Origin of the sequence: Streptomyces sp. NPDC052109, from assembly GCF_040680195.1 — a bacterium.
GTDB lineage: Bacteria > Actinomycetota > Actinomycetes > Streptomycetales > Streptomycetaceae > Streptomyces.
Window position 1 is genome coordinate 154,935 of sequence record NZ_JBFAWF010000009.1, and the last position, 16,291, is coordinate 171,225.

The following is a 16,291-nucleotide window of genomic DNA, read 5'->3' on the forward strand; positions in this document are numbered from 1 at the left end:
TCACTGCCCAGTGGGCTCGCGACTGCCGGCGGCACAGGCGCTTAGAAGATGCGGGCAGGCATCGGTGGGCTGGGCCGGCAGCACGACGCCAGTCCCGCGCCGGGCTGTCGAGCACCGCTGCCGTCCACCGCCGTTGCCGTCAGCGCTGCCGTCACTGTCGTCGGCCGCGGCTTCTGTGAGCACCGCATTAGGAGTTCGAGCTGCCCGCGGCCTGGTCGGTCCTCGCCTCGTGCGTCGGTGCTGTCCGCGACCGTTGTCTGTCGCCCTTGTCTGGGGTCGTTGATGTCAGCGTTGGATGTCAGCGGAACAGCTTTGGTACCGGACAGGCCCCTCCACGGCATGACGACCCCCGGTACTACGCGCCCTTGCCCTCGCCCGCCCGCCCGCCCGCCGGGCAGTGGCCGAAGGTTCCCGCACCGCTCGCGCGCCGGGGGACCGCCCGAGCTGCCGCACCCCTGGTCTGCGCCGTCCGCCTCGGCGAACACCATGCGCAGCCGGGCCCGGTCCGCCGGCGTCGCACCGAACGCCGCGACGCGCAGCCGCAGCTCGGCCGCCGCCGACAGATCGCCCCGCCACAGCCGGGCATGGATCAACGCGGTGTCGAGCAGGTACTGCCAGTCGGACGACCCGAAGTGCTCGACCTGCGGCGAGTCGACCCACATCTGCCACCACTCGCGCGTCCGCCCGGGCCACACGAACTCGACGAGCTGTCCGTCGCGCTCGATTCGGAACTCGGGCAGCTGGGGCGGCTCAGCGCGCTCCCACCGCAGTATGGTCTGCGCGACGGGGTTGGCCTTGTGCCGCACCTTACGAGCCTTCGGGGGCGGACCGTTGCCTGCCATGGCTGTACCTCCAATCCCTGCGCGCAGTTCGAGTGACGTGGATACGGTGCCCATGTGGAGATACCGGGGGCTGCTGCGCTTTGGACAGTTGGGTCATTCCTGCTAGGGCAGGGCGTTGTGTTTGGGGGCGTGCTGATCAACAACGCGTCCCAAGCGCGGCGCGAGCGAGCGGCACGCGATGCTGAGCGGGCCCGCACTCTTGCAGACCGGCGCGAGACGTTTGAACTCGCACATCTGCAGGACCTTCACGCGGAGCTTTCCGAGCTTCTACTCGTGGCGGAGGACAACATCAACCAGTGGTGCGCCTGGCACCGTCTCAGCTCCCGAACTCCAACACGGCGCCGAACCGCTGAAGACCTAGCCCGTCAGTTGGGCGAGATCAGAGCAGTCGCCGACGAGCTGGAACGCATCACGAACGAACACCGCGAGAAAATCAACCGGCTTGCTGGGCTCGTCATCCCCGACCGCCTGCGCACACGTGTCATCAACGCCCACATGCAATACGAGCAGCTGTCGGAAATCCTTGTCGAGGACGGCCCGGACGCTGCACAGAACGCCTTGCCCAGTGCCATCGCCAAACTGCACGGCGTACAAAGAGAGGTCGCGGACCGTATACGGGAGATCTACGTAGCGCACGAGCCGGAAATGATCACGTCAACAGCTCGTCGATCAACCGTTGCACGTCGCCCAAGCATCGTGGCGCGGCACCGAAGGTCCGCCCCGTAACTGCGATGCGCCGGCCGTTCGCGTACACCTCGACCGTTCCGTCGCCGACCCTCAGCCGGCGGCCCGCGTCGCCCGGCAGCGCGCCGTGACCCCAGACGTGCAGTCCGCCGCCGCTCGTCGACACCTCGACCCATGTCGAGTCGCCGGCCGCGTCGAGCACGCCCTGCGCCTCGGTTCTGTCTCAGGGCCTGAACAGCCAGCGTTCGATCTCGTCGATGCCTATGCGGCGCCCGAACCGCCTGCCCTCCTCGTGGGCCCAGCGGTCCAGGAGTGTGCAGTACCGAACGTAAGTGCTGGCGGGCCACGCGTTGTCACCGAGCGAGTCCCACGTGCAGATGGTTCTGAGCGTAGCGGTCACCTGGGAGTCGAGGATCGCGCATGGGTGATCGAGAGCGCCGCGGCCGGCGAAATACAGGACCTTGGTCGAGAACGCCGGGCCCAGATACGCGATGGCGTTGCGGTCTCGCGGGTGCAGAGCTTCGTATGCCCGTGCCGGATCCTCGCGGGCGGCCTGCAGAGCCTGGCGCAGAGCCGCCACGGCTGAGGACGGGCTATCCGCCACAGCTCGCATGCGCTTGCGATTGAGGCGGAGTTTCATGCCGCTACCCCAGGCGAGTACGCGCCACAGAAAACGCAGCAGCTCCTCGTCGGAGTCCGTGTCGAGCTTGGCAGCATCCGCGAACAAGTCACCGCGACTGAGCTGGGTGACATCTGAACTGGCCATTGGCGCACCAGGCAAGCCAACGGCGGCTAGCTCGGTGTTCCACCAGGTGGTCGCTACGGGGATGGTGTGACTGTCGATCCGCTCCGACCGCTGCTTGGCAAGAGCCTCATGACACGCGCGTGGCAACTGCAGGCAAGACAAGTCGGTGGGTGCCATGACCTCATCCTGCCCTGCGCGAAGGAGGAGGGACAGCAACTCCGCTGCCCGTGCCGGGCGAGATGACGAACAAGACCCTCACCTCACCATGCTGCAGAGTGCCCGACGGCCTCGGTAGCCAACACGGCTCCGGAGTGAATGCGTCAATCGCGTCGCACGACTCTCTGACCTGCGGTGGAGTCTGTCAGAAGGCCACAGCGACACAGACTGTGTCGGAGGTGTGTCGGACAGGCTTGAGGAAATCGTTTAGAGAGCTGCTCCTGCACGCATACACCTCAAGCGCCTCTCATCGCTCTCTGCCATGGTATGGCGTGCTTGGCCGAGTAGTCCGCGCAGCTGTCGCCACACAGTCGCACTCGGTGAGGGTGCCGTCGAGCAGAACAAGTCTGGGTCGCTCTCGCGCAGGATCTTGAGCAGGCCGGGGCTCGGTCCGCGAGCAGATCGGCCACGGCCGTGCGTAGGCATGGGCAGTGCCGACCGAGAGCCGAAACCGCCCCCTGGGTTACTGGCCCTACCTGGCCTCGGCGGTCGGGATGACGTCCTTGCGCTTAGATGCAGATTCCTGCCGTCGGCCGTCGATCACTCTGATGTGAATCTCTGCGGGGAAATCTTGTTCGTTCAAAAAATCGAAAACCTCTTGGCTGCGACCGCTTCCTGTCGCCTGGTTTGAAACGATGACGACGTACCAGCCCTGGTGATAGCCCCTCGCATTGAGATAGCTGGGAAGCTGGCAGCATAGCCCATGTTTCAAAGTGTCAGTACGTTTGCGGTCCACCTTGAATTCGAGGGCATGTTGTTGTCCGTATCCAGAAATCACGAAGTCGACAGGTCCCACACCTGTCTCTACTTCGCGATGAACTTCCACTTCTGTCCCTGAATATTTTGCAAGGATGTCAAACAATACCTGACAGTCTTCTTCTTGATCGCCTTTGAGTAGTTGGTGCCCGCGTGTATGAGATATCGCCTCCTGGTATCTTGACAAGAGCATGCTGATCACGTCAGAGAGTGCATCCGGGCCAGCAAATGTGTCACTGCCAGTGATGATCTTCGCGGTCTCGGAGATTCCCGTCGTTCCGAGTATGTTTTCGCGACCCACGGCGAAAATGTCGGCGTCAGTCTCGGAGGTGACGCAGCCAATTACTATGCCATTGGTCATGAGGTTCTTCATGTGGTGAGACGAAGAGGTGGTGAGCATGTTTTCGTCCCACAATGTACCTACCCAAGTCTTTCCGGTGAGAGGTATGGATATTTGTCGGGTGTCGGACCCTGTCCTACGAAAGCGCACCGATCCTACGTGGTAGAACCACTCTCCGACTTTAGGCTGGCTCAACTGCTCCAAGAGTGGCAACTGGTAAAGGTCGATTATTAGATTCATCACCTCCTCGACGATGCTGGCTTTGAAGGCTCCAGCGAGTTTGTGCTCAGATGCGCGATCCCATAGGGAGTGAAAGTTTTCGGACATCACCCCATTCGGAATTGCGCGCGCAAGGGCGTTCGGTCTCGCATACGTGGCGTAAATATCCACAGATCCCCCAATTTCTAGCTGCGCAATAATACAGGTTCCGAAATGGTCTCGATTGGTGATTAGCCTCTCGATCTCCCGGTAGCCAGGGAAGATATCATCGGAACGCGCTCATCGGGGAGACCTAGTCAGTCGTCCACGATGCTCCCACTAGGCCTTCTACCGGGTGGGTGATGGTCGCAGCGCCGCCCGAGTCGCTGGCTGAAGTGGGGTGAAGCCTGGAGCGGGGCCACGCGCACCGGGCGGGTGGGCCTGGCGCCTTGATCGGGTAGGGGAAAGTTCCGAATCTCGCTCCTAAGCCAGAGCAGATCGGAAGTCGCCTCCGGCTCCTACGTCCATTGGAGAGGTCGGCTTCGCCGACGGGCTGCAACACCCCCGGGGTGTTGCAGCCGTCTGTGACCGGACAGCCCGGACGGCGACACTTTGAGCTGTCCGGGCTGTTTGTGCAGGTGGGAGTTATAACTGGACAGCCGGACAGTGCGGACACCTCTCAGCGCGGTTCCATCAGACCCGGACAATCCGTCCGGGGCCTCTCCTGCTCAGTGCCGCAGGCTGGCCATCGGCGGTAAGGGCTGAGATCGCTTACCCCTTCCCCGCCGCGTCGGTACCGTGAATGACGCCCCTACTCAGCAGCGGGAGGCAACACCACATGCGTGGTCTTGGAGATCACCTCAGCATCGGCGAGCGCATCGCGTTGTACCGAAAGCGGCGCGGCTAAATGGCCAGAGGTGCTGGCTGGTCTGGTCGGTCGTAGCACTGACTGGCTTGCGCAGATCGAGACGGGACGCCGGAAACCGCCCCGTATCGACATGCTCGCAGAGCTGTCCCGCATCCTGCGCGTGCCTCTCGGGGATCTGCTCGGTCAGACAGTGCTCACGGAAGACGAGCGGCAACAGGACGATGTCCCCGCCGTACGCGATGCCCTCGTGAGTCCGCGCCGGCTCTCGCGTCTGCGAGGTGGGGTGGGGCGCTCAGTTTTGTCGAGATCGTGAATGCAAGTTCACCCTGCCAGGTTAGACGGCTCCTCGCCACAGCACTGGCTCGGCCTCTGCGAAGCGGCGCTCCAACGACTCCAGGTCTCCGAGCACCATGCGCATCCTGTGCCGGAACGCTGCACCGTGAGCGGAGACCCTCAGGTGTGTCAGCTCATGAACGAGAACCAGATCCACCAGGCTCGGTGGCAACTGCATCAGCGCCCAGTGCAGAGCGATACAACCGTCCGGCTGGCAGGCCCCCCAACGCTCTCCGAGGTCTCGAACAGTCACATCCCCCGGGGTGACTCCTGTGCGTTCGGCCAGGGGGGCCGCGCGGGCGGCGGCCCATCGGCTGCCTCGTGCGGTGTACCACTCGGCGATCAGACGAGCGCCCTCCCGCGGACATCTGGTTTCTGGCAGCTCCAGCCAGCCCTGGTGCAGTCGCACCCGCCCGCCCGGCTCGGCGGGCACGACCTTCAACCGGTGGCGACGCCCGAGATAGGCGAAGCTCGCTCCGCCCACCAGTTCCTTGACCGGCTCTCCTCCGCCGCGCCTGCGCCGCTCGACCTCGTCGGCGAGGCGGGGCAGCCGAGAACGTACAGCGTCGGCGACGGCCTGCGGATCGGCGTCCGACGGCACCGCGAAGAGCACACCGCCGTCCTCCTGGATCTCGATCCCCAGCGTCCGGCGTCGCGGCCGCACGACGACCTGCCACGTCCACTCTCGTGGCATGGGGAGTGACGCGAGGGCGGACTGGACGGTGAGACTCACTCCGCATTCGTACCACCTGGCGCAGACAGGAGCCGCCACGGCCCTCCACGCTTCTCCTACTGACGTGGTCGCGCTCCATGGCGCAGGAAGTCGCCGTGTCGCTCCACGGCCAGTTCCAGAAGTCCCGCTGCCATGTCCGCGGTCTCCTCCCATTCCAGGTGAAGGTGAGCGGCCACCTTGAAGCGGAGTTCCCTGCGTACGTCGTTGCGTGCATCGGGCTGCGCGGGGAAGTGCGGCTGCCTCACGAGGTTCGCTATGTCGACGGAGATTCGGCAAGCCGCCTGGTACAGGTCAACCCCCGCCGGCACGGCGACCGCGTCAGCTCGCTGCAGCTCCCTGACCAGCGCCCGGTACACCGGCCCCTCGGTCAGCGGGTCGAGGTGCGGCCCTGAGTCCTCGACGTCCTCGGTGACGTCGCCGACGAGCCGTGCGAGATCGGTTGCGGCCTGCTCGAAGTCCTGGTGCATCCGCTGGACGATCTCCTCCAGACGGCTGCTGAACAGTTCGTAGCGGGCCCGGTCCGTCCCGATCTTCGCCGTGATGTGCGTACGCAGCCGACTCACCATGTAGCGAGCCTTGGCGCGCGCGTCGTGATTAGCGTCGACGCGTTCCACGAAGTCAGAAGCGGTCAGCTCCACAGGAGGGACCCGCAGCTCAACACCGGTGGCCCGGATATGGTCGGAGATGAGCCTCCGCACCTTCGTCCCGTACCGGCGCGGGCTGAACTCGTCGCGCCCGTCCAAGTAGCTCTGCCGCGCCAGGTACTGGACCTCGCCGAGGTGGCCCGCGAGCTGCTCGTAGTTGAGCGCGTACGGCCGGGGTAGGACGGCCCCCAGAGCAGTGAGGAAGTCGCGCGCCAGCTCGTCGAACTCACCGCGTGCCAGCGGGTCGGCCAGCAGGTCGACAAGCTCCTCGCGACGCTGATCGTCGGCCAGGGAGACGATGCCGCGCGCGTCGTACGACGCGAGTCTCCGCGCTTCGAGAAAACGGGCGACTGAGCCGTGCAGGTCTTTGAGGAGCCGGTCGGCGGCGGCGTCCGCCTGGAGGAGAAGCCCGTCGCCGGTGGGCTGCGCTCCCTTGAAGTCCCGGCTGAGGTGGTCGACGGACACGTTCTGGTAACCGTAGACCTCACGCAGGTGGTGCTGCTCGTACGCGTGCAGGGAGCGGGCCAGTTCGGGACCGATGCCGATGAAGTCGACGACCAGACCCCATTTCTTGCGCGGATACGGTCGGTTGGTACGGGCCACGGCTTGTAGTAGTCCCACGCCGGAAAGGGCGCAGTCCAGGTAGAGAACCTGCTCGACGGGTGCGTCGAAGCCGGTGAGCAGCATCGACTGGACGACGAGGAAGGCCAGCGGCTCATTGGCTTCCCGGTCGTCGCCGTCAGCACCGCCGTGGTCATCGTCCTCCTCCGCGTCAGCCGCATTCCCTGCCAGCCATTCGTCGGTCACGGGCGCGCCGGATGAGGGCAGCCCCTGGCCCGGTATGCCATGCGGGTCGACGTCCCAGGAAGGGTCGATGGCGGCGTCGAGCGGGTCGCCGAGGCCCGCCTTGAATCGCTTGATGTAGGCGTCCTGCCGGGACTTCAACGTCCAGTTCCGCCACTCCGCGGGGTCCCTCTGCCTGTCGCCGTGGATCACCACTGCGGCATTGATGGAGGCGAGGATGTCACGGTGCGGCAGTATGGCGAGAAGCTTGCGTGTCTCCTCGTCGGCATCAAGGATCGCCGCCGGGTCGTAGCACAGCGCCGGGTCGAGCGCGTCGAGTTGTCCGACCAGCCGGTCACGGGCGGCGAGCAGAGCATCCCGATAGCGAACGGCCGCGTGCCGGGACACTGCCACGAGCTGCGCACCGAAGCGGTCGGGCAGTGCGTTGACCGCCCAGTGCCGCAGCATGTAGTCGGCCTTGTCGGCGATCACGGGCGGGGCTTCGAGGACCTCTCTCTGGCGCGCGAACTTCCGAAGCACGCGTTCACGCCATTCCGGATCGGTGGGCACCTGCGCGTCGAACGTGGCGTCCAGGGCGGCCTTCTCGACGATTTCCAGCGGTACTTCGTACGCCTCGTAGCGCACCGGAACGACGGACCGGTCCTGTTCCGCGTCGCGCAGCGTGTACGTGTCGACGAGCGGCCCGAAGATCTCCTCGGTCTTCTTGCGGGCACCACCGATGATCGGTGTGCCGGTGAAACCGATGAGCACAGCGTTCGGCAGCATGGCGCGCAGTCGGGCATGCAACCAACTGTCCTGGCCGCGGTGCGCCTCGTCGACGAGGACCACGATGTGCGGGTTGGGGTTCGCGACCCGCACCTGGACGTGGGCGTCCTCGCTGCCGTCCTCCGTCCCCAGGTTCTCGTCGCGCCCGTCATAGGCGGCATCGTCGCGCTGGGCCTTCTGGAGCATCACCAGAACGACGTCCGGCACCCGCACCGCGAGGTGCGCGCGAGCGTCCGCGATTCCGTCAGCCCGGTGAACGGTCTCCTCGGCCGCGGCCATGGACTCCAGGATCTGCTTCTCCAAGTCGATGCGGTCCGTGACGACGACGACCTTGTACCCCTTCAGCTCATGGCTGCTTCTAAGGTGGCGCACGAGGAAAGCCATGGTGAGGCTCTTTCCGGAGCCCTGGGTGTGCCAGACGACTCCGCCCCGCCGGCCGGTGTCGTGCCCCGCCGCGACCGCCGCCGTACGTTCCCGCAGCGCACGGGCGATCCTCCGTACAGCCCGGAACTGCTGGTAACGGCCGACGACCTTGAGCGTACGACCGCCCTGCCCGCGCTCGGTGGTGAAGTCCTTCACCAGGGCGAGGAGATGGTCCGGGGTCAGCACCCCCGCGGCGAGGACGGCCATGTCGGTGACGCAGCCGTCCGCCGGCGCGGGCTCGGTCGTACGCCACGGTGTGAAGTACTCGGGAGCCGAAGTGACGGTACCGAGTTCGGCGTACGTCCGGTCGGTACCGATCAGGACCTGCGCGTAGCGGGTGAACTCGGGCACGGGAGCGGGAGAGTCCAGGCTCGCGTAGCGGCACACCTGGCCGACCGCATCGTCCAGGGCGGCCCTGCTGCCACTTCCGGACGTGAGTGGGGCCTTGCACTCGATGACGACCCAGGGCAGCCCATTGACGAACAGCACCAGGTCCGGGGTGACGTGGGAGAGGCCCTTGCGGTCCACACGGAGCTGGCTGACGGCCAGCAGGTCGTTGCGCCCGCCGTTCTCCCCGTCCCAGTCGACAAGTTGGACGTGCTGGGGATCGCCCTTCCTCCACCCCGGAAGAGTGCGGGCGTTGACGCCGTCGCGCAGCAGTTTGGTCACCGCGAGGTTGGCTGCCACTCCACGCTCGGCCGGCCCCTGGCCGGGGGCGGTGCCAAGTACGAGTGCGAGGAGACGGTCGAGCTGGGCGGGGGTCAGCCAGGTACCGCCGCCTCCAGGAGCTGGATTGATCCGCGCCACAGCGTCTCGGAAGCGGTTCTCGTAGACGACCTGCTCATACGTCGCCCGCTGGGATGGCGCCGCGCTGCTGACAGGGTCACCGGGCGGGGCGCCTTCCAGGTACTCCCACCCGAGCCCGATCAGCTGCTCGATCAGCGGTTTCTCGGTCTTGACGTACTCCGGCCCCGCGTACCCCGACACCTCTTGCTCCCGCCGCCCGCTCACCGCTGAACTCCCTGCCCTCACAGTGCGCTGCGCTCCAGTGCCATCCTGGGGCATACGGGCAACCCTACGTCCGGGCAGAGAGTCGGCCAGAGGCGTTTCGAACTTTGATCAAGCCGTTAGGACATGTGGCGTCGGGGGCCAGGTCGAACCACCTGGCCTTGAGCGAGGGCGTAGCCCCCGGGAAAGCGACAGCCCGGCCGACGTGCTGACGACGGACCGGGCTGTGCCAATGTGCGGCGCGAAGTCAGGGTCGTTAGGCGACGTACGCCTTCGAGCGACCGGTGAGTAGGTCTTCGACAATGCCTCGCTGTACCGTACGCAGCTTGGTGATCTGCTTCTCCAGCAGCTCAGCCCGCTTCCGAGTGGCCCGAACAGGTCCGAGCAGTCGTTCCTGCTCGTCCAGCGGCGGCACGGGAACCGGCATCTTCCTCACCTGAGTTGAGTTGATCGATGCGAGATTTGTTGTTTGCTTGCCCACCCGCTGAAAGTAGGCGCGGCCTGCGGTCGAAGCGGTGTACAACGCAAGGAAGTCCGGCGTCATGCGCTCCCGGCAGCGTACGCGGAACACGTGGTTCTGGTGCAGGCAGGCTTCGATGCGACCGTCCCAGACCGCGCCTCGGCCAAGCTTGTCGAGATCGCCGCCTTCCGTGAGTAGCAGGTCCCCCTGCTTGAGGGCGTACCGCTCGAACTGCGTGCTGAGAATCCGGACCCTCTTCACGTCGGCCGTATTGATGCGGCCGTCTAGAACGTTGGCGACGCGCAGGTACGGAAGCTCGACGGTTCCGTCACCTACGGGCTCGGAGCCGAGCGTGACGCCAGCGACTACTGTAGCGACAGACTCTAGGGAGACCTGGTCCCACCTATTGCATTGCGCGGGTGCCAGCGCCTGTGTCGACAGCGATAGCTCGGCAAATCGCAGCTTGCCGAGCACCCTCTCCAACGCCCCGATCCGCCGCTCGAAAGCGGCATGCGCGGTGACGATCCGGTGCTGTTCGTCAATTGAGGGCAGCGGGATCTCGAGCCCCTCAACCATCGCTGCGCTGATCTTCACCATGCTGTCGCTCGTGCCCCGTGCTTCCGCCCGCACGGCCTTGCGTACCGCGTTGGAACGAAGGACGAGCTCCAGATACGCGGGCAGGCACCGCGACTCGTCTGGGCGCAACCGCATCATCAGGTCCGGGTAGATACACGGGTATCCGGTAGCCCTGTATCGACCCACGAGGCCAACGAGTTCCCGAGTGTTCGCCCGGCTGATGAGCACGTCCCCGTCGGCCAGCGCGCAACGTCGGGCCAGCGCCGTGTCCGGAACGTTCTTGATCTGCACCGGCGCGAACCCGCTGCTCGTCAGACAACCCAGTCCGAGTGCCTGCAGCCCGGTCCATTCCGGAACATCCTTTGGCGAGTACCCGTTTCTCGGCTTTTCCGCGAGCACAGACCCCAATCGGATGATGGGCCAGCGTCCCATCTCACCGCCCATAGCCCAACTCCTCCAACCAACCCCGCAGCTCCTCCTGGGTTGCCTCGCTCGCTCCCTCCAGCTCACTCAACGACACCGCGTACTTCTCCGCCCACCGCCGGAACACTGCCACCAGCTCGCGCCGCCCCACTGCGACTGCCGAGTCGAGGCGCCTCGTTAGATCCTCGTCCAGCACCGCCAAGACGACCTCTTGCGTCCGCTCCTCGTCCGCGAGGACGAGTTTCGATGCCGCCATCAGTTCCGGCAGGAAACGGTCGTCCAGCGCCTTGCGCTTCTTCGTCGCGGCCGTCCGAGTCTTCCGGTATGACGCCAACTCAGCCTCCAGATGGGCCAGCTCCTCGGACGAAACAGGCTCGGCAATCTCTTCCACAGCGGAGCCGTCATCCTCGCCGTCCTCTGACGGCGGCTGCGCCGCGGCCAGGGCGTCCGCTGCCTCCTTGTATGCTGCGTCTGCCGCCGCGACCTCTGCCTCCACGACCGCGTATTGCTTGAGGAAGTCCGGGATGAGGTGGCGTACGACAGGCTGGTCCATTGCGCGTCGGCGGTCGGCAGCCGAGGCCGTCGTCTTCGGCTTCCGGGCGGAGCCAGGACTGCTTACCGATCCCTCCGCCGGTTTCACGATGGCCTCCGTCGAGTCGACCCAACCTTCTAGGACGCGCCCGAAGCCGCCTGCCGCCAGAGCCTTCATGTCGTAGCGCGCGTGCGTCCACCAGTCGGCGATGATGCCCGCGGTGCGGTATTCGTCGAGGACGCCCATGGCTCCGATCGACTCGGTGAAGCCCGCAAGCACCCCGGCCCGCAGGTCCATCAGCTTCCCGTCCTCGGCCAGCTTGCCGAAGAGCGTCGAGCCTTTCGTCCACCACTCCGCGTACGCAGCCCGCATGGAGGCTTCTTTCGCGGCGGCCTGTTCCGCGATGCGGCCGACCGTGATGTCAGGCTCCTCAGGTAGGAAGTCGTAGTAGTCGGGATCACCGTCGCGTGCGGCGAACAGAGTGGACGCGTCGACCCCGTACGCTCCGAACAGGTCTGCCTGCGCCGCGACCTCCGACACGGGGACGCCGCCGTACAGATGCGCCCGTACGTCCTGCGGCTCTGCAGGCGGCGAATTGTCCACCCAGCGGCGAATATTGAGGTCGGCACCCTCCGCGAGAAGGTCCTTCACCTCCACCCAGCGTGAGTAGCCGGGAAGCTGCAGCCCTTGCTGGAATACCGTGACTATCTTCTCGACGTGCTCAGGGCCCAGCTCGTTCTGGTTGCGGCCGACCGTGAACTCTCGGTCGGCATTGATGAAGAGGACCTTTTTGCTGCGGTCGGGATGCTTGCGGCGCGGGCGGCGCAGGATAAGGACACAGGCCGGGATTCCAACGCCGTAGAAGAGGTTCGGGCCGAGGCCGATCACCCCTTCCACACAGTCGTCGCGAAGGAGCTCCTCCCGAATTTCCTTCTCCTTGCCACCTCGGAAGAGCACGCCGAGCGGCATGACGACGGCGACCACGCCCCGTTCCTCCAGCACCGAAATCATGTGCTGGACGAACATCAGGTCGGCCTTCTTGCCCTTCTCGGGCGCCCAGCCCCACCGCATGCGTGTGCCATGTAGCTCGTCGGCTGCCGCCACCTGTGCCTGGTTGTACGGCTGGGAGAAAGGAGGATTGGAGAGGACCTTGGTGAAGGTGGTCAGGCGTCCGTTCTCGTCCAGGTGAAGCGGCTCGGTGAGAGTGTCGCCGTGCTGGAGGTCGAACTTGCGGATGCCGTGCAGCACCATGTTCATGCTTGCCATCGACCAGGACGCCGGATTGCGGTCCTGGCCGTTGATGCCGAGTTCGTCGGGGTTGCCGCCGTGCTCCTCGACATACTCGCGGGCAGCGATGAGCATGCCGCCGGACCCCATGCAGGGGTCGTAGACGCTCTCCATGGGCTGCGGGTCCAGGAGGCGCACCAGCATTCGCACTACCGAGCGCGGCGTGTAGAATTCTCCGCCGCTCTGGCCGGCGGAGTCCGCGAAGCGGCCGAGGAGGTACTCGTAGGCCGCCCCCAGCATGTCGGGGAACTCGAAGTCCTCGTTGCGGAGCCGATAAAGACTGAAGTGCCTGATCAGGGCGAGTAGTTCATTAGAGGTGAAGCGGGACTTGTTGCCGGCGACAGCGTTGAACTCGATGTGAGAGGCGACGCCGGACAGTCTCGTGTTGCCGTCCTGTAGGGCGACGAGCGCCTTGTCCAGGTACTCTCCCACCTTCATCGGGTTGCCGTCGGGGCCTCGGGTCTCCGCGGTGAGGCCCTCGATGCCCGGAACAGTCATCTCCGGGTGCTCGGGGTCGAGCACGTGCGGCCCGGTCCACCAGCGTGCGCGGGGCGGGACGTAGAAGACGTGGCGGTAGAAGTCAGGGTTGTCAGCCCGCTGCAAAGCCTTCGTCTCGCTGCCCGTCGCCTTCAGCCGCTCCTGATAGACGCGCTCCCACTCGGGCTGGAATTCGTCTGATGCCCGCTTGAGGAACAGCATCCCGAAGATGTAGTCCCGGTAGTCGGAGGGCTCCATACGTCCGCGCAGGATGTCAGCGGCGGCGAAGAGATGCCGCTCCAACTGGGGAAGGGTGATTCGGGCCACGCGCCGGTCCTTCGTCGGAAAGTGAGTGAGAAGTGCCAGGGCAGCGTAGACGCCCGGCGGCTCCGGGCGGAAACCGCCCGGAGTACTTGATCTCGAGAACCCGCGTCAGTCGTCGTCGTGCTCGATGCCGAGGCTGGCGAGAAGGCGCCACACATCGGTGGACGGGTCCCGGTCCAGGACCTTGCAGTCCAGAGCATGGCCGGAGCGGGCGGACCACTTTCGGGGCGACTGGGGCAGGTGGTCGGACTTGTGAGGGCTGGTGCGGTCTACGGGGACGGCCTTATGCTGGCTGGCTTTGCACGCCCCGTGCTCGCACTGGGAGACGAGGCTCTTGGCGTGCGCGATGGCGGCCTTGGTTCTGCCCTCCAACGCTTTGCGACGCGGCCCCTGGACACTCTTGTCGTTCCCCTTGTCGAAATGCTTGAAGGCCGGATTGGCCTTCCGGAGCTTGTCCACGACATTCGTGCTCTTGCCGCTCTGCTGTCCGCCGAACGCCTGGAAGTGCAGGAGCAGCCACAGGTCGAAGGACGGGTGAGAGAAGCAAAGCTCCGTGCCGTCGGCCGCGGCATCTTCCACAGCCTGCGGAATCCGCGTGTGCTCGTCGCGGTCGAAGAGTGCCCAGGTCTCGTCCGTCGCGGCGTACCGGTGCACGGCTTCCACTACCTGCTCGGGCAGCAGACCGTTCGCCTTGTAGACAGGGACGATCCGGAAAGGCTGCCCCGTCCGCTCGCCGGATCCGAACCGCTTGACCAGGTAATCCAGGTAGTCCGGCTCGGTCGACTCGCCCTCACAGCCCACGTAGAGGATTCGCTCCTGCTTGTACTCGGCCCACTGGGCGGGTGCCAGCGGCCGTTCCTCGTTGCCTCCTCTGCGCCTCTTCCGCTTCCTTGGTGCCGCTTCGTGCTCGTGGCCGCCCGACGCCTGCTCTCGTCCGCCCCGCCTGCTCACGCTGACGCCTTCGCCTCCCGCTCGCGTTCCCGTTCCTTCTCCCGCCAGGTCAGGGCACGGGCGATCTCGCCCACGCTGACCCGTGGCGAACCGCCGTATCGGCCACGCAGGTATCCGCGTTCCAAGTCCTCGTCGTCGCCCGGCCCGGCCGCTGCGAGCGGATACAGCTCGGTCTCGCCCGATGCCTTCTTCGCGGTGATCCAAACTTGCTCGCGGGCGAGCGGGCGGTCCAGGACCGCGCTGCCGAGCAGTGTCGCGTCGTGGGTGGTGAAGAGCAGCTGCGCACCGCGTGGATTGGACTTGGGGTCTTGGAAGAGCCGTACGACTTCGGCGGCCAGTGTGGGGTGGAGACTGGAGTCGAGCTCATCCACCAGGAGGGCCGTGCCGGCGTCGAGGACGGAGAGCATCGGGCCGAGGAAAGCGAACCATGAGTGGGTACCGAGCGACTCCTCACCGACGAAGTCGAGGGCAATATCGCTGCCGTCCGAGCTGCGGTGGCGCAGGGCGATCTCGCCGGTCTTGCGGTCGATGTCGATGCCACTGATGCCCAGGTCGGCGATGGAGAGGAGTTCGACGAGCCACTCCCGGTAGTCCTTGCCGCGCTTCGGGTCTGCCAGCAGACGCTGCGTCCAGTCGCTTCTGGCCTTGACATCCCGACCGGGGGTCATCAGCCACAGGTTGTTGATGAACCATCTGTGCAGGGCAGCCAGTTGAGGGTCATTGAGGGTGGCGCCCGTGGACAGGAAGAGGGCGTCGGGGCGGGTGACGGGCACGAGTACGCTCCGCTGCCCCCGGAATCCGGTGCCTGCACCGGGGCCGGAGTCGTGGTTGGAGCTGGGGAAGAGGAACTCACCGCCCTCAGACTCGGGACGGTCAGCCTCGCGGTCGAACCAGACGACGCGCTGGCCCTCAGGGTAGGCGTGCAACCATTCCGCCTCCACCCGCTCGTCCGAGAGCTCGAAGCCGTAGGTGTAGCGGACCGGGCTCGCGCCGAGCATCAGGTCGACCTCGTAGAGCGTCGTCTCGTCCGCGGCGGCCGGGTCCAGCTTGAACGGCTGACGTGGCACCCCTGACTGGGTCGCCCACTCTGCGAACGACGTGCGTACGGCGTCTCGCATGTCGAACAAAGCCCTAAGGAGGTTCGTCTTGCCTGACGCGTTCGCACCGAAGATGCCGATTACAGGAAGGACCGACACCTTCTGGTCCTGGTCGCGCAGCAGCGTCGCGCGCGCCACGCTGTCACCCGCTGAGGCACCGACCAACGACAGCTCGCACTCATCACGAATCGAGCGGTGATTGGCCACCCGAAAGCGGAGGAGCACTCTCGACCTCCCGTAGGACGGGGAGGCGGCCCCGTCTCGTACCTGAACCTCTGCGGACGATCCGCACATGAAGCCTATGACGGCGGCTGATCGGTGGCCAGTGCGGACTTCTTGTCTGAAGCTGGCCTCCCGCTCTGTTCAGGCCATCGCCGTGGCTGGCTCCGTAGCCGCAATAGTCGCCCCCTATACGATTCGTACAGTGTGATCGCCTGCCCGCGAGCGAAACCTGAAGCGTGTAGCCGCTCAGGCCCGCAGTCACGTGCATCTCCCCCCTGCGGGCGTGGAGCTGCGCCGTGTGCGTCTCCGGCCGCTAGGGGCCGCGCTGCACCAGCGGAGGTTGATCGCCGTGAGGGCGATGACCCCGCCGGGCCGACGGTGATCGTGACGTCGAAAAGATGGTCGAGGACGTAGCGGGGCCTGCAGCCGGAGACTCAGGCCATGATCGACCTGGTCAGTACTTCCAGAGTCTGAAGCTGCCGGCGCACCTCATTGCGGAGCCGTACCGCCTTGCCCAGGGTCGTCTTGATGAGGCAGGGAGAGCTCCGCGCCCTGCTGTTACCTCTCATGACGCAGAGTAGAT

The 16,291-nt window shown here is 65.7% G+C and carries 11 protein-coding genes; 2 read left to right on the top strand and 9 right to left on the bottom strand.

Annotated features, from left to right (window positions below; genetic code table 11):
- Window positions 1–41: 41 nt before the first annotated feature.
- Window positions 42–806, bottom strand: coding sequence for a hypothetical protein (locus AB0L59_RS20395; RefSeq protein WP_365585713.1), 765 nt, complete (start codon window positions 804–806; stop codon window positions 42–44).
- Window positions 807–971: 165 nt separating this feature from the next.
- Here AB0L59_RS20395 and AB0L59_RS20400 point away from each other — a divergent pair, with 165 nt between their 5' ends.
- Window positions 972–1,568, top strand: coding sequence for a hypothetical protein (locus tag AB0L59_RS20400; protein ID WP_365585401.1), 597 nt, complete (start codon window positions 972–974; stop codon window positions 1,566–1,568).
- A gap of 181 nt (window positions 1,569–1,749) precedes the next feature.
- Here the strand turns inward: AB0L59_RS20400 and AB0L59_RS20405 are convergent, their stop codons facing one another.
- Together AB0L59_RS20405 and AB0L59_RS20410 are read right to left on the bottom strand one after the other, a co-directional pair.
- Window positions 1,750–2,448 carry a hypothetical protein gene (locus AB0L59_RS20405; protein ID WP_365585404.1) on the bottom strand — a complete coding sequence of 233 codons (699 nt, stop codon included), beginning with the start codon at window positions 2,446–2,448 and terminating at the stop codon, window positions 1,750–1,752.
- 511 nt (window positions 2,449–2,959) lie between these two features.
- Entirely contained in the window at window positions 2,960–3,973 is a 1,014-nt protein-coding gene (locus tag AB0L59_RS20410) for a hypothetical protein (protein WP_365585406.1), read from the bottom strand.
- Window positions 3,974–4,698: 725 nt separating this feature from the next.
- Between AB0L59_RS20410 and AB0L59_RS20415 the strand changes: the two genes are divergently transcribed.
- Window positions 4,699–4,962 (top strand): helix-turn-helix transcriptional regulator, encoded by a 264-nt coding sequence (locus tag AB0L59_RS20415; RefSeq protein WP_365585688.1) that lies wholly within the window; start codon window positions 4,699–4,701, stop codon window positions 4,960–4,962.
- A 21-nt stretch (window positions 4,963–4,983) separates the two neighbouring features.
- Here AB0L59_RS20415 and AB0L59_RS20420 read toward each other — a convergent pair whose 3' ends face one another.
- The 6 genes from AB0L59_RS20420 to AB0L59_RS20445 all read right to left on the bottom strand — a co-directional run bounded on the left by AB0L59_RS20420 (window position 4,984) and on the right by AB0L59_RS20445 (window position 15,624).
- Window positions 4,984–5,715 carry a YgjP-like metallopeptidase domain-containing protein gene (locus AB0L59_RS20420; protein WP_365585408.1) on the bottom strand — a complete coding sequence of 244 codons (732 nt, stop codon included), beginning with the start codon at window positions 5,713–5,715 and terminating at the stop codon, window positions 4,984–4,986.
- Window positions 5,716–5,771: 56 nt separating this feature from the next.
- Window positions 5,772–9,362, bottom strand: coding sequence for a type I restriction endonuclease (locus AB0L59_RS20425; protein ID WP_365585410.1), 3,591 nt, complete (start codon window positions 9,360–9,362; stop codon window positions 5,772–5,774).
- A 253-nt stretch (window positions 9,363–9,615) separates the two neighbouring features.
- Window positions 9,616–10,839, bottom strand: coding sequence for a restriction endonuclease subunit S (locus AB0L59_RS20430; RefSeq protein ID WP_365585413.1), 1,224 nt, complete (start codon window positions 10,837–10,839; stop codon window positions 9,616–9,618).
- Window positions 10,829–13,441 (bottom strand): class I SAM-dependent DNA methyltransferase, encoded by a 2,613-nt coding sequence (locus AB0L59_RS20435; protein ID WP_365585416.1) that lies wholly within the window; start codon window positions 13,439–13,441, stop codon window positions 10,829–10,831. The genes AB0L59_RS20430 and AB0L59_RS20435 overlap by 11 nt, the downstream gene beginning before the upstream one ends.
- A 105-nt stretch (window positions 13,442–13,546) precedes the next feature.
- A complete protein-coding gene (locus AB0L59_RS20440) occupies window positions 13,547–14,389 on the bottom strand; it encodes an RloB family protein (RefSeq protein WP_365585419.1) in 843 nt (280 codons plus the stop codon).
- Window positions 14,386–15,624 (bottom strand): ATP-binding protein, encoded by a 1,239-nt coding sequence (locus AB0L59_RS20445; protein ID WP_365585422.1) that lies wholly within the window; start codon window positions 15,622–15,624, stop codon window positions 14,386–14,388. Before AB0L59_RS20445 ends, AB0L59_RS20440 begins: the two co-directional genes overlap by 4 nt.
- Window positions 15,625–16,291: the final 667 nt, after the last annotated feature.